The organism is Microbacterium sp. A84 (assembly GCF_051842815.1).
Taxonomy (GTDB): domain Bacteria; phylum Actinomycetota; class Actinomycetes; order Actinomycetales; family Microbacteriaceae; genus Microbacterium.
Window position 1 is genome coordinate 1350632 of the sequence record NZ_JBPXMS010000001.1, and the last position, 12201, is coordinate 1362832.

At 64.9% G+C, this 12201-nt stretch carries 13 protein-coding genes; 4 read left to right on the top strand and 9 right to left on the bottom strand.

Going from position 1 to position 12201, the window contains the following annotated elements; genetic code table 11:
- Positions 1-22 precede the first annotated feature (22 nt).
- Positions 23-2008: an acyltransferase family protein gene (locus ACSU04_RS06605; protein WP_439288832.1), complete on the bottom strand. Its 1986-nt coding sequence runs from the start codon at positions 2006-2008 to the stop codon at positions 23-25.
- Between the two features lie 63 nt (positions 2009-2071).
- On the opposite strand from ACSU04_RS06605, the gene truA reads away from it, so the two are divergent.
- A complete protein-coding gene (truA, locus tag ACSU04_RS06610; protein ID WP_439281308.1) occupies positions 2072-2917 on the top strand; it encodes a tRNA pseudouridine(38-40) synthase TruA in 846 nt (281 codons plus the stop codon).
- A 52-nt stretch (positions 2918-2969) separates the two neighbouring features.
- Positions 2970-3647: an endonuclease/exonuclease/phosphatase family protein gene (locus tag ACSU04_RS06615; protein WP_439281309.1), complete on the top strand. Its 678-nt coding sequence runs from the start codon at positions 2970-2972 to the stop codon at positions 3645-3647.
- 14 nt (positions 3648-3661) lie between these two features.
- Here the strand turns inward: ACSU04_RS06615 and ACSU04_RS06620 are convergent, their stop codons facing one another.
- The 3 genes from ACSU04_RS06620 to ACSU04_RS06630 are packed head-to-tail and all read right to left on the bottom strand — an operon-like array spanning position 3662 to position 6320.
- On the bottom strand, positions 3662-4351 hold the full coding sequence (locus ACSU04_RS06620) for a methionine ABC transporter permease (protein WP_439289435.1): 690 nt from the start codon (positions 4349-4351) through the stop codon (positions 3662-3664).
- Complete coding sequence (locus ACSU04_RS06625) at positions 4351-5394, bottom strand: methionine ABC transporter ATP-binding protein (RefSeq protein ID WP_439281311.1); 1044 nt, start codon at positions 5392-5394, stop codon at positions 4351-4353. The genes ACSU04_RS06620 and ACSU04_RS06625 overlap by 1 nt, the downstream gene beginning before the upstream one ends.
- Positions 5391-6320: a MetQ/NlpA family ABC transporter substrate-binding protein gene (locus ACSU04_RS06630; RefSeq protein WP_439281312.1), complete on the bottom strand. Its 930-nt coding sequence runs from the start codon at positions 6318-6320 to the stop codon at positions 5391-5393. Before ACSU04_RS06630 ends, ACSU04_RS06625 begins: the two co-directional genes overlap by 4 nt.
- Positions 6321-6409: 89 nt before the next feature.
- Here ACSU04_RS06630 and ACSU04_RS06635 point away from each other — a divergent pair, with 89 nt between their 5' ends.
- A complete protein-coding gene (locus ACSU04_RS06635) occupies positions 6410-7723 on the top strand; it encodes a M20/M25/M40 family metallo-hydrolase (RefSeq protein ID WP_439281313.1) in 1314 nt (437 codons plus the stop codon).
- Here the strand turns inward: ACSU04_RS06635 and ACSU04_RS06640 are convergent.
- Genes ACSU04_RS06640 through ACSU04_RS06650 form a run of 3 tightly spaced genes read right to left on the bottom strand, consistent with a single transcriptional unit; the run spans position 7683 to position 10176 of the window.
- Positions 7683-9374 (bottom strand): SulP family inorganic anion transporter, encoded by a 1692-nt coding sequence (locus ACSU04_RS06640; protein ID WP_439281314.1) that lies wholly within the window; start codon positions 9372-9374, stop codon positions 7683-7685. The two genes, ACSU04_RS06635 and ACSU04_RS06640, sit on opposite strands and share 41 nt — an antisense overlap.
- Positions 9371-9739 carry an ArsR/SmtB family transcription factor gene (locus ACSU04_RS06645; RefSeq protein WP_439281315.1) on the bottom strand — a complete coding sequence of 123 codons (369 nt, stop codon included), beginning with the start codon at positions 9737-9739 and terminating at the stop codon, positions 9371-9373. The genes ACSU04_RS06640 and ACSU04_RS06645 overlap by 4 nt, the downstream gene beginning before the upstream one ends.
- Before the next feature lie 59 nt (positions 9740-9798).
- Positions 9799-10176: a winged helix-turn-helix transcriptional regulator gene (locus ACSU04_RS06650; protein ID WP_439288833.1), complete on the bottom strand. Its 378-nt coding sequence runs from the start codon at positions 10174-10176 to the stop codon at positions 9799-9801.
- Positions 10177-10272: 96 nt separating this feature from the next.
- On the opposite strand from ACSU04_RS06650, the gene ACSU04_RS06655 reads away from it, so the two are divergent.
- The gene (locus tag ACSU04_RS06655) at positions 10273-11127 is read left to right on the top strand and encodes an SDR family oxidoreductase (RefSeq protein WP_439288834.1); all 855 of its coding nucleotides are present in this window, start codon (positions 10273-10275) and stop codon (positions 11125-11127) included.
- Positions 11128-11199: 72 nt separating this feature from the next.
- Here the strand turns inward: ACSU04_RS06655 and rraA are convergent, their stop codons facing one another.
- Positions 11200-11667: a ribonuclease E activity regulator RraA gene (gene rraA, locus ACSU04_RS06660; protein ID WP_439281318.1), complete on the bottom strand. Its 468-nt coding sequence runs from the start codon at positions 11665-11667 to the stop codon at positions 11200-11202.
- Between the two features lie 110 nt (positions 11668-11777).
- On the bottom strand, positions 11778-12167 hold the full coding sequence (locus tag ACSU04_RS06665) for an SHOCT domain-containing protein (protein ID WP_439281319.1): 390 nt from the start codon (positions 12165-12167) through the stop codon (positions 11778-11780).
- Positions 12168-12201 lie beyond the last annotated feature (34 nt).

A 12201-nucleotide genomic window follows, 5' to 3' on the forward strand; every position in this document is an offset into this window, starting at 1 on the left:
GCTGGCGGGCGCGGTGTCCGACTCACTCCGGGAACGGCACGCGCGGTGCCCGGCCGGACGGCGCCTGTTCAAAGCGCTTCTCCGCGCGGATGCGCTCCTTCTCGATCGTCTGGAAGGCCGACTCCACGCATGCCGCGAACACATCTCCGCCGCCTCGGCCGGGGTGGATGCCGTCGCCGGCGAGCAGATCCGTGCGCGCACCGATCGCTCCCGACCAGTCTGCGACCCACACCTTGCGATGGCTGCCGGCGAAGGCATCGAGGTCAGCATTAACACCGGGAATCCAGTCACGCGGCGCATGTGCGTTGACGAGGATCAGGTTCCGGTCGGCACCGACGATCTGCACCATCTGGTCGAGCACGCCCCAGTCGACCGGCCCGTTGGTCCCGAGAGCGACGACGACGTTCTCGCGGAGCCCGCCGTTCTCTGCTAGCGCGTTCAGGATGTCGGGTGCCGCCCAGATCGAACGCGACACCTCCGCATCCACTGTGATCCCGGGAAACTGCTCGATCAACGACGGCGCCGACGCGAGCATCACCGAATCACCCACGGCCGTGATCTGCGTGCCGTCAGGCACGACGATCACCGATTCGGATGCCCCAGCACCAGGCTCACCAGACTCCGCAGGCTCACCCGTCGCGCCCAGCTCCCCAGGCACGTCCGGCGAGGGCGACGCAGTCGGTAACACAGGCTCATCTGACGACACAGGCGCGGGCGTCTGGGATGCCTCCTCGACTGCCTGCGCGCCGAGGTGGATCATCGCGGCGGCCGACGACGCGTGCGGAGCGTTCACGATCGCGCCGGTAGTCCCACCGATCGCGACGACAGCGACGGTCAGCGCTGCGAGCCCGGTGAAGCGAGCCACCGCAGTGCCGGCAATCCGCTGCCCGAGCACGCGAAGCGAACGACGGAATCCGTATCGACGCAAAGGCTGCTCGACGAATCGGTAGGACAGCGTGGCCGCCGTGACCGACAAAACGAGGGCCAACAGTCCGGCCATCACCGGCACTCCCGCCTCGGGCCCGAAGCCCTGTGTGCCCACGAGCACGAGCACGAGAACCGGCCAGTGCCAGAGATAGATGCCGTACGAGCGATCGCCGATCCAGCGCAGCGGAGCGACATCCAGGCCGCGCCCGAACCACGAACCCGGCCAGGCGCCAGCGAGCACCGCAAGCAGACTACCGACGGTAGCCAGCAGCAGCGCACCAGGGAAGGTCGCCGTGTCCGGAGACTCCGGCATCAGCGCGGCGATGACGATTGCACCGAGACCCACCACTCCGATGAACAGCGAGGTCACCTGCATCCCTCGCCCGCGCATCCATGCCTTCTCCGGCATATTGACGATGGTCAGCGCCAGCGCGATACCGAGCAGCAGCCCAAATGCATGCGCGTCGGTGCCGAAATATGCCCGCGTGACGTCGCCGGCTCCGACGAGCTGCGCCATCCACCACGCAGACCCGCCCGCCGCGACGACGAGCAAAGCCACGCGCACCCAGCGCCCGGGGATCAACAGGACGAGCGGAAGCAGCAACGGCCACACCACATAGAACTGCTCTTCCACCGCCAACGACCAGAAGTTACGGAACAGCTCCGGTGCGGTTGCGGTGAAATAGTCAGTGCCGTCGGCGACGGCCAGCCAGTTGTAGCTAAAGGTCGCAGCACCCAGCACCTGGCGGCCCATCCCGACCAGCAGGTCACCACCCAGCAGCCAGGCTGCGGTCGCGCACACAGTGACGACGACGGCCAGCGCCGGCAGCAATCGGCGAGCGCGGCGACGCCAGAAATCGATAAGACGACGGGGCGTACCCAGGCGCCCGAGGCGCGACGGCCGCAAAAGCAACGAAGTGATCAGGAACCCGCTGATCACGAAGAAGACATCGACCCCGACGAATCCGCCCCGCAGTGGCGAGCCAGGAAAGAGGTGATAGATGACCACGAGGATGACGGCGACCGCACGCAGGCCGTCAAGGCCTGCGAAGCGTAGGGAAGAGGTCTGGTTTTGTGTCATCGTGAGGGGTGCGCGTCGGCTCGCGGCCGAAACGAAGTCAAAAGTCCAGTCTAAGCTGGCCTGGTGCGAATTCGGCTCGACATCGCCTACGACGGCACCCATTTCCGCGGCTGGGCAAAGCAGCCACGGCTGCGCACCGTTCAAGGCACGTTGGAGGCCGCGCTCGGGCGCATCGTTGGCTCAGACGTGCAGTTCGTGATCGCCGGGCGCACGGATGCGGGAGTACACGCCGCAGGCCAAGTCGCGCACGTCGATCTCAATGAAGACCAGTGGTCGCGTATCCACGCACGACATGGTCTCGCTATGGAGAATCCGGCAGCATCCATCGCTCGTCGCATGCGCGGAGTCCTCGGCGCCTACCCCGACGCCACCGTGCATCGTTCCTCGCTCGCCCCAGAAGGCTTCGATGCCCGGTTCTCTGCGGTCTGGCGCCGGTATCGCTACCGGCTCGCAGACGACGTCGCTGGCTTCGATCCATCGCGCAGGCTCGATACCACCAGTATCCGTGGTGTGCTCGATGTCGAGGCGATGGATGCCGCGGCACAGACCTTGATCGGCCTGCATGACTTTGCCTCTTATTGCAAGGCCCGCGAGGAGGCGACGACGATTCGCACGCTCCTCGATTACCGCTGGCATCGTGATGCCGAGGGTGTACTGATCGCCGAGGTCAAGGCCGATGCGTTCTGCCACAGTATGGTGCGGGCGCTCGTGGGCGGATGCGTCGCCGTCGGTGAACAGCGCCTCGATGTGAGCGATCTCGTGGTGCTGCGCGACGCGCTCGATCGCACCAGCCAGTTCAAGGTTCTTGCGGCCCGCGGACTCACACTGACCGAGGTCGGCTATCCCGCCGATGACCTGCTCGCGACGCGAGCCGAGCAGACACGCGCACGGCGCGACCGATCGGAATGAACGTTTCCGGTTGGCACCCGCACGCACGTCCAAACGCAGTAGCGTGGCAATGATGAAGGTCATTTCGTACAACCTGCGCAAGCATCGTGCTGCGACCGAGCTCGAGGAGCTCGCCGCCGAGTATGCGCCGGATCTCCTCTGCCTCCAGGAATGCGACGTGGCCGCTCTGCCGGATGAGATCGGCGGCCTCGCGCTTGCGGATGCTACGCAGGGGAATCGTCTCGGTCTGGCCGTTTACTACCGCACGAACACTTTTCGTCTGCGGGCGATGCGCACGTTCGGTCTGAAGAAGTCGCTGCACGACCGAATGCTGAAGCCGGCGCATGAACGAGTGCTCGGAGTGAGACTGCAGGACATCGATGACGGACGCGAGCTGATCGTGGCTTCGTTCCATGCCGCTCCCCTCACCGCGCTGAACTCGCTGCGACGCAACCAGATCCGCGCCGCGCTCTCCGAGCTCAGGTTGATGGGCCCGGGGCTACCACTGCTCATGGTCGGCGACTACAACTACCCGGTGTTCAAAGAAAACCTCAGCCAGACCGTGCGCGATCACGGTTACACCTTGACGCTCAGCGATGACCGCACGTACACGCGGTACCGCGTGTTCAAGGGGCATTATGATTTCGCGACGTCGGACGGCTTCACGATCGACAGCATCCAGACTCTTCCGCAGCGCTCCAGCGATCATCGGCCGATCCTGATAACTGCCGCTGTGGATCAGGTGCGGTAAATCTCAGCCGGCTGCTAACGCCGCAGCACCCGCTGCGCGAGCCAGTTGCCGAAGATCTGGCCGACCTGCACGATCACGATGATGATCGCCACGGTGACCCAGGTGGCTTCCTGGTTGAACTGCTGATAGCCGTAGATGATGGCGAAGTTTCCGAGTCCTCCGCCACCGATGTATCCGGCCATCGCCGACATGTCGACGACCGCGATGAACATGAACGTGTAACCGAGGATCAGCGGGGCCAGCGCCTCAGGGATCACGACGCCGAACAGAATCGAAATCCGCTTGGCACCGATGGCCAGTGCTGCTTCGACAACCCCCGGGTCGACCGCGACGAGGTTCTGCTCGACCACGCGTCCGATCACCACGGCCGCCATGATCGTCATGGGCACGATCGCGGCGTCCGTGCCGAGCGAGGTTCCCGCGATCACCTTCGTCAGTGGTCCTACAGCGGTGAGGAAGATGATGAACGGGATGGGGCGCACCACGTTGATCACGAAGTTCATCACATTGAAGACGCCGCGGTTCGCGAAAAGATTGCCCGGGCGCGTGGCATAGAGCGATGCGCCGATCAGGAGTCCAGCGACGCCGCCGATCAGCAGAGTGACCGCAACCATGTAGACGGTTTCCTGGATCGATTCCAGAAGTACCGGGGTCAGTGAGATCCAGTCAGTCGCTGTGCGAACCCCCAGCGTGCCGACCCCCATCACGCAAGCACCTGCGCCTTCGTGTTCGCAGTGAGTTCCGCGACGACAGCGGTGACAGCATCCGGCCCCGCCTGCACTCGGTAGGTGAGTGTGCCGAGCTGGCGACCACGAATGTCGGTCACGCCGCCGAAAACGACAGCGCGGCGCAGCGCGTGCTTCTCGAAGACCTCGTCGACGTTCTCGCTCGTAAACTCGTTGACGTCGACGCTGACCAGCGTCCCGCCTCCTGCACGCAGAGCATCCAGGGTCTCCCCCGATGGCACCCCCTGGGTGACCGCCGAGACGAATCGCTCGGTGAGCGCGGCCCGCGGGTGAGCGAAGACGCGATAGGTGTCGCCACTGTCGACCACGCGGCCGCCGTCCATCACGACGACCTGATCACACAGCTCGTGCACGACGGAGATCTGGTGAGTGATGACGACGATCGTGATGCCGAGGCTGCGGTTGATCTCACGCAGCAGCGCCAGTACTTCTCCGGTGGTCTGCGGATCGAGTGCGCTGGTCGCTTCATCCGCCAACAGCAACTCAGGATTCGTCGCGATCGCCCGCGCGATTCCGACGCGCTGCTTCTGCCCGCCCGAGAGCGCACGCGGAAAGCTGTCGGCCTTCTCGCCGATGCCGACGAAGTCGAGCAGTTCGCTCACGCGCGGGCCGATGTCTGCCTTCTTCCACCCGGCGACCTTGAGTGGATATGCGACGTTGCCGCGCACCGTGCGCGAGTTGAAGAGGTTGAACTGCTGGAAGATCATGCCGATGCGCCCACGCAGGGCACGCAGCTGGTTCTCCGACGCGTTGCCAACATCTGTTCCGAGCACGTTTACGGTGCCGGACGAAGGCTTCTCCAGCCCATTGATCAACCGGACGAGCGTGGATTTTCCCGCGCCCGAGTATCCGATGACGCCGACGATGGAGCCCTGCTGGACTTCCAAGTCGACGTCATCGAGGGCGTCAACGACGGGCCCCTTGCGCGTTCCGGGGAACGCTTTGGAGACATTCTCGAACGTGATGATGCGGTGTTCGGGCCCGTCGTTGCGCGATGTCACTTCGAAGCGCGCAGCTGATCTTCGAGGTCGGTCAGCTCGGCCTGCAGGTCTTCTGCGGTCCAATCGCCCTTGAATTCCAGGTTGCCCTGGTTCAGATCAGAGACCGCGGCCTCGACCTCGGCCGAGTGGTAGGCCTCGATGAGTGTCGCCCAGCGCGGGTCATCCTTGTTCTCGTCCTTCACGACGAAGGCGTTGATGTAGGGCGCGAGCTCAGGGTTATCGAGCTCTTCCTTGAAGATGATCAGGTCGTCGCCGAGCCCGCCCTTCTGCGCCTGGGTGTTGTTGACGACTGCCGCCTCGGCGCTGCCGTCCTTGAGTGCAGTGACGGTCTGGTTCGAGTCGACGGCGAGGATCTCGACCGTGCTGGAGGTGATGTCGGCTTCCGAGGAGAAGGCGTCGCCGCCATCCTTGAGCTCAAGCAGGCCTGCGCGCTGCAGGTTCAGCAGTGCGCGTGCGAGGTTGGTGGGATTGTTCGGGATTGCGACGACGGTGCCCTCAGGGATATCTGCGACATCGGAGTACTTCTCCGAGTACAGCGCGAGCGGGTACAGTGCCGTGGCGCCGACGGGCACCAGGGTGCCCCCACTGTTCACGTTGAAGTCGGAGAGGAAGATCAGGTGCTGGAACAGGTTGATGTCGGCTTCGCCGTCCTGAACGGCCTGGTTGAGTTGCACGCCGTCGGTGAGAGTGCGCACCTCGAGATCGATGCCCTCGTCTGCCAGCTTCTCCTTCAGAAGCGTCCAGTGCGCCTCGATGCCGTCATCCGCGACGAGGACGATCTTGCTGTCTTCGCCGCCAGCGGTACCAGCGCTACCGGCGGCGCTCTGCTCACCACCCGCGCATGCCGCCATCGACATGGTCAGCGCGCCGGCTGCCAGCACGCCGAGAACGGACAGAAGCTTCTTCTTCACGCGGGAGTTGTTCACGAGAGTGAGTGAACCACGCGAGCGACCACCACTCCGATTCGAGAGGTAACCGTGCGTAACGCACGCGGTGTCCGACATACGCTGAGGTGGTGACTCACCACCTGCTGGAAGAAGAAACCCTCACCTTCGTCCGCAATCTCATCCGCATCGACAGCGTCAACACCGGAGACCTCGAGACGATCGGCGACGGCGAGACCCGTGCTGCGCGATTCGTGCAGGCCAAGCTGGAAGAAGTCGGTATCGAGACGACTTTCGTCGAGCCGATTCCTGGGCGCGGCAGCGTGATCGCGCGCATCGCCGGCAGTGACACGGATGCTGCGGCGCTGATCGTGCACGCACACCTCGATGTGGTTCCGGTCAACGCTGACGATTGGACGCATCCGCCGTTCGGCGCCGAAATCGAAGACGGCCTGTTGTACGGCCGAGGCGCCGTCGACATGAAGAATTTCGCCGGTGTCATCCTCGCAGTGGCGCGGCACTTCGCGCGTTCCGGCATCCGCCCTCGTCGGGATCTGATCTTCGCGTTCCTCGCAGATGAGGAGAGCGGCGGCGTGTGGGGCGCGTCGTGGCTGGTCGACAACAGGCCAGAGCTGTTCGCCGGTGCGAGTGAGGCGATCAGCGAGGTCGGCGGATTCTCAGTTCCGCTGGCCCAGGGACGCCGTGCGTACCTGCTCGCGACTGCAGAAAAGGGCGTCGGCAGCGTGAAGCTGACCGCGCGCGGCGAGGCAGGGCACGCATCACGGCCGCTGCCGAGCGATCCGGTGCCGCAGCTCGCCGGCGCTGTGGCTCGGATCGGGGAGCACCGTTTTCCGGTGGTGCGTACGCCCGCATTGGAACGGTTCCTCGAGGTTTTCGGCGCGGCGCGTGGTGTCGAGTTCACCGATGAGAATCTGGATGCTGAGCTCGAGGCCCTCGGGTTCGTCGGGCGAGTGATCGCCGCAGCCGCGCGGAACACCGCGGCTCCCACAGTGCTGCGCGCGGGCGACAAGAGCAACATCATCCCTGGCAGCGCACATGCGACAGTCGATCTGCGGGCGCTACCCGATGGCGAAGCCGCTCTGCGAGACGGCATCGAGAAGCTCGCCGGAGACACGGTGGAGGTGTCCTGGCAGCGGATGATCTCGCCGATCGATGCACCAATCGATGGGCCGTTCATCGATGTGATCGCCGCGGCCATCAGCGCCGAAGATCCGGACGGTGTCGTCGTGCCCTATCTGCTGCCGGCATCCACTGACAACAAGCACTTCGCACGGCTCGGAGTGAACGGATACGGCTTCGTGCCGCTGCGTGTGCCTGACGACTTCGATGTGTATGGACAGTTCCATGCGGCCGACGAATGCGTACCGGTGGAGAGCCTGTACTTCAGTGCGAGGACGACGGCGCGGATCCTTCAGAGCGCCTGACGTGATCGCGCGCATGGGCGACGGCCGCGTCCATGTCGGCGAAAAGATGCCGATGATGTCGTAGCGATGCGAGCACGCCAACGGTACGAAACAGGCCCTCGTGCGCAGGCTGGACACCTTTGATGAGCACGGTGATGCCACGGCGTTCGAGCGCACGCACGATGTCGGAGAGGATGTGCGCGCCGGTGGCGTCGACGTGCTCGACCCTGGACATGCGCAAGATCACGACAGTGGCATCTCGCACCGCGGTCACCTCGTCGAACACCCGATCGCTGGATGCGAAGATGAGGGGGCCGTCGAACCGCACGATCGCGATCCGGTCATCGCCAGGGATCGCTTCGCCTGGCAGCGTCTCGCGCTGAACGCCTGACGTGCGTGAGAGGTTGCGGACCGCGAAGATCCCCGCAAAGACGATGCCGATGATCACGGCGACGATGAGATCGAACGACACGGTGATGATCGCGGTGAGGAAGAACGCTGCGGCATCCGCGCGCGTCGAGCGCAGAATTGACATCATCGTCGCCCGCTGCACCATGCGAACGGCCGTCAGCATGAGCACGCCGGCCAGGCCCGCCAGCGGGATCATCCCCACCGGCCCAGACACTGCCACCACGATGAGCAGCAGCACCAGGGCGTGCATGATCGAAGCGAGTCGAGAACGACCACCCGATCGCACGTTGACCGCGGTGCGGGCAATGGCACCCGTCGCCGGCATGCCTCCGAAGAGCCCAGAGCCGATGGATGCGATGCCCTGCCCGACCAGCTCGCGATCAGCGTCGTAGGGCCCGGTGTCATCGAGCGAGGCCGCGACGCGCGCAGACAGTAGGGACTCGATGGCAGCGAGGGCCGCGACAGTCAGCGCAGGACCGACAAGCGACATCAGCGTGCTGGGAACCAGCGGGGGCAGGGTGGGCGCGGGCAGGCTGGCCGGCAGCGCGCCGATGACAGCCAGCGAGTTCGGCACGAACGCGCAGAGCACGGTGATGACGACGATGCCCACCAGTGAGCCAGGGATTCCGCGATGCAGACGCTGCGCTCCGACCATGCAGACGATGACGATGAGCGCCGCCCCGACACCCCACGGAACGTAGGTCCAGTCGGCGGAAGCCACGGCCTGCGCCGCAGCGACGAGCGCGTTGGAGCTGTGGGATGCGGCATCCATCGCGACCGGCGTCGTCAGCGATGGCACCTGTTGCAAGAAGATGATCACGGCGATGCCGAGGGTGAACCCCTCGATGACCGGCCAGGGGATGAAGCTGACCGCTCGCCCCAGGCGCAGGGCTCCGGCTGCCAGCACGATGATGCCGGCCATGATGCTGACGAGGGCAACGGCACCGGCCCCGTGCAGCGCGACGATCGGAAGCAGCACGACCGCCATCGCCCCGGTGGGTCCGGAGACCTGCACATGTGAGCCGCCGAATATCGCGGCCAGGACGCCCGCGACGATTGCCGTCACCAGTCCCGTTGCGGGGCTAAGCCCCGAGCTGACTCCGAAACCCAGCGCCAGTGGAAGTGCGACGATACCGACGGTGACTCCGGCGACGAGATCGCCTCGCCACGTGCGTCGTAGCCCCCGATAGTCCTTTGGGGAGGGAAGGAGCGCGCGCAGGCGCGCGCCGATCCGTGCAGCGGCTCCTGCGCCCATGGTCATCGGCTTCCGCGGCCGACGGCAGGCAGCGCGCGCGCTTCGTCCAGACGCTCACCATCCGACGCGAGAACTTCGAGCAGCAGGAGTCTGGCGACCGCGAGCATCTCCGCCGCCTGCCGGTGCGCGAGACGGTAGTAGACGTGGCTCCCCCGCCGTTCGGACTCCACGAGCCGATGGCGTCGGAGCACCGCCAGATGCTGCGACAGGTGCGAGGCCTCCAGCCCCGTTTCTGCCAGCATCTGCGCGACGCTGACCTCGTCCGAGTCGGAGAGGAGTTCGAGGATGCGGATGCGGAAGGGATGCGCGAGCCCCTTGAACAGATTCGCCTTCACCTCGTACAGCGGTTTCTGCGCATTACTTAATGACATGATGAAATCATCATATCATCGAGTGGATACCGTGGGGTGGGTGGCCGGCTCCTTCTCGTCTACTGGCCTGTATCCCCACGCCCCAGCATTCCGTCCGCGTTGTCGGCAACCCACGCGACCAGTGGCAGCATCCGCTCCATGAGATCCAGGCCGAGCGGCGTCAGGTTGTACTCGACGTGCGGAGGCACGGTGGGGAAAGCCTCCCGATGCACGAGACCATCATCAACGAGTTTGCGCAAAGTGGAGGCGAGCATCTTCTCGCTGATGCCGTCGACCTCACGGCGCAGTGCGCCCCATCGACGGGTCCCCTCCGACAGACAAGCCAAGACGAGCACGCCCCACTTGCTCATGATGTGATCGAGGATCACCCGTGTGCTGCAGCCTTCTTCGAAGACGTTGGGTGATCTCTCCTGAATCTGCGCAAAACTCACTGTCATGTGGGTACCTTACTTCAAAGTGGGTACCGCCGGTTTGGAAGGTTATCGGTGCAGAGAGAGTTGTCCCCGATGATCTTCCCCACGAAAGGACCTCACATGAGCATTCTCATCACCGGCGCAACTGGACAGCTCGGCCGCCTCGTCATCGACAGCCTGATCGCCCGCGGCACGGATCCGCAGTCGATTGTGGCCGGAGCCCGCGACGTGGCCCAGGCATCCGACCTCGCGGCGCGCGGAGTGCGCGTCGCGTCGTTGGACTACAACGATGCCGCCACCGTCACCGCGGCCGTCAAGGGCGTCGATGCCGTGCTGCTGATCTCTGGCTCAGAGCTCGGCAAGCGCGTCACACAGCACCAGACTGTGGTGGATGCTGCGAAGGCGGCCGGTGTCGCGAAGCTCGTCTACACGAGCGCGCCCAAAGCCACCACCAGCGACCTGATACTCGCGCCTGACCACAAGGACACCGAGGAGCTCATCGCCGCATCGGGCATCCCCGCCGTGATCCTACGCAACAACTGGTACAACGAGAACTACGCCGGGCCCATGGCTCAGGCAGCGTCAACCGGGGTGCTCGCCGCGAGCGTGGGAGACGGAAAGGTCGCCTCGGCCAGCCGCCGTGACTTCGCGGATGCCGCGGCCGCCGTCCTCCTCGAAGACGGCCACATCGGTGCGGTGTACGAACTCGGCGGCGACGCCGCCTGGGATCACGCCGAGCTTGCGGCCACGATCGCCGATGTCGCAGGCAGCCCGGTCGAGTACACGGCACTTTCAACCGAGCAGCACGCTGCCGCGCTGGAGTCGGCAGGCCTCGATGCCGGAACCATCGGTTTCGTGACGACATTGGAGGCCGGCATCCGCGGCGGTGCACTCGCCGACACCGACGGCACGCTCGCCCGTCTCATCGGCCGCCCGACGACGCCGCTCGCCGAGAGCCTCCGCGCGCTCGCCTGATCCGCGCTTCCCGTCGCGATTTCTGTCGCTTGAGTCGCGCTCAGGCGACAGAAATCGCGACCGGAGGGGAACTCACCGCTCGACGAGGATGCCATCCTCGTCGCTGTACAGGTGTGCGCCGACGCGGAAGACCACTCCCCCGAATTTCAGGGTGACGTCCAGTTCACCGGCGCCGAGTTTGCTGCTCTTGCGCGGGTTGGTTCCGAGCGCTTTCACTCCGAGGTCGAGCGCGTTGATTGCGACACTGTCGCGGATCGCGCCGTTGATGACGACGCCTGCCCAGCCGTTCGCAACGGCGGAGTCGGCGATCATGTCACCCATCAGCGCGGTCTGCAGCGAAGCACTTCCGTCAACGACGAGCACGGCGCCGTCGCCGGGTGTCGCCAGTGTCGATTTCACGAGGGCGTTGTCCTCGAAGCAGCGGATCGTGCGAATCGGCCCGTCAAAGGCGGCCTTGCGTCCGAAGGAGCGCAACTGCACAGGCAGGGATTGGATGCTCTCGTCGAGCTCGTCATAGAGGTCAGCGGTGGCGATGGTCATGGGATTTCCTCACGTCTCGGCAATGCGGCCATCGTCTCACGCGATGAATCTCGGGACACGCAAAAGGAGGCCACCGACCGAAGTCGGGAGCCTCCTCCAGGTGTGTCAGATCAGCTCTTCGCGAGCGCTGCCGACTTGAGCTGGGCGAACTCGTCAGCGGTGATCGTTCCCGCGTCGAGCAGTTCCTTGGCCCGAGCGATGTCCTCGACCGGGTTGCCTGCGACGGTACGGATGTAGCTGTCCGCTGCATTCTTGGCGGCCTGCTGCTGAGCAGCCGCGCGCTCGCTCATGCCCCGTCCACGGAAGATGAGGTAGGCGAGAGCGGTGAGCAGCGGCAGGAAGATCAGGCAGATCAACCAGATTGCCTTGGCTACGCCGTTGAGCTTGTGGTCGCGGAACAAGTCACTGATGATCGAGAAAAGCGCCATCAGGTACGCGATGAAGACCGTGAAGGTCAGCGCCCACAGCAGCACATCCCAGATTGCAGACCAGAAAGACATGGATCAGACCCCTTCGTCAGTGATGAATAGGACT

Coding starts and splice junctions, on each gene's coding strand:
- ACSU04_RS06605 (WP_439288832.1), bottom strand. CDS start 2,008: ATGACACAAAACCAGACCTCTTCCCTACGCTTCGCAGGCCTTGACGGC.
- ACSU04_RS06615 (WP_439281309.1), top strand. CDS start 2,970: ATGAAGGTCATTTCGTACAACCTGCGCAAGCATCGTGCTGCGACCGAG.
- ACSU04_RS06620 (WP_439289435.1), bottom strand. CDS start 4,351: ATGGGGGTCGGCACGCTGGGGGTTCGCACAGCGACTGACTGGATCTCA.
- ACSU04_RS06640 (WP_439281314.1), bottom strand. CDS start 9,374: ATGACCATGGGCGCAGGAGCCGCTGCACGGATCGGCGCGCGCCTGCGC.
- ACSU04_RS06645 (WP_439281315.1), bottom strand. CDS start 9,739: ATGTCATTAAGTAATGCGCAGAAACCGCTGTACGAGGTGAAGGCGAAT.
- ACSU04_RS06650 (WP_439288833.1), bottom strand. CDS start 10,176: ATGACAGTGAGTTTTGCGCAGATTCAGGAGAGATCACCCAACGTCTTC.
- ACSU04_RS06655 (WP_439288834.1), top strand. CDS start 10,273: ATGAGCATTCTCATCACCGGCGCAACTGGACAGCTCGGCCGCCTCGTC.
- rraA (WP_439281318.1), bottom strand. CDS start 11,667: ATGACCATCGCCACCGCTGACCTCTATGACGAGCTCGACGAGAGCATC.
- ACSU04_RS06665 (WP_439281319.1), bottom strand. CDS start 12,167: ATGTCTTTCTGGTCTGCAATCTGGGATGTGCTGCTGTGGGCGCTGACC.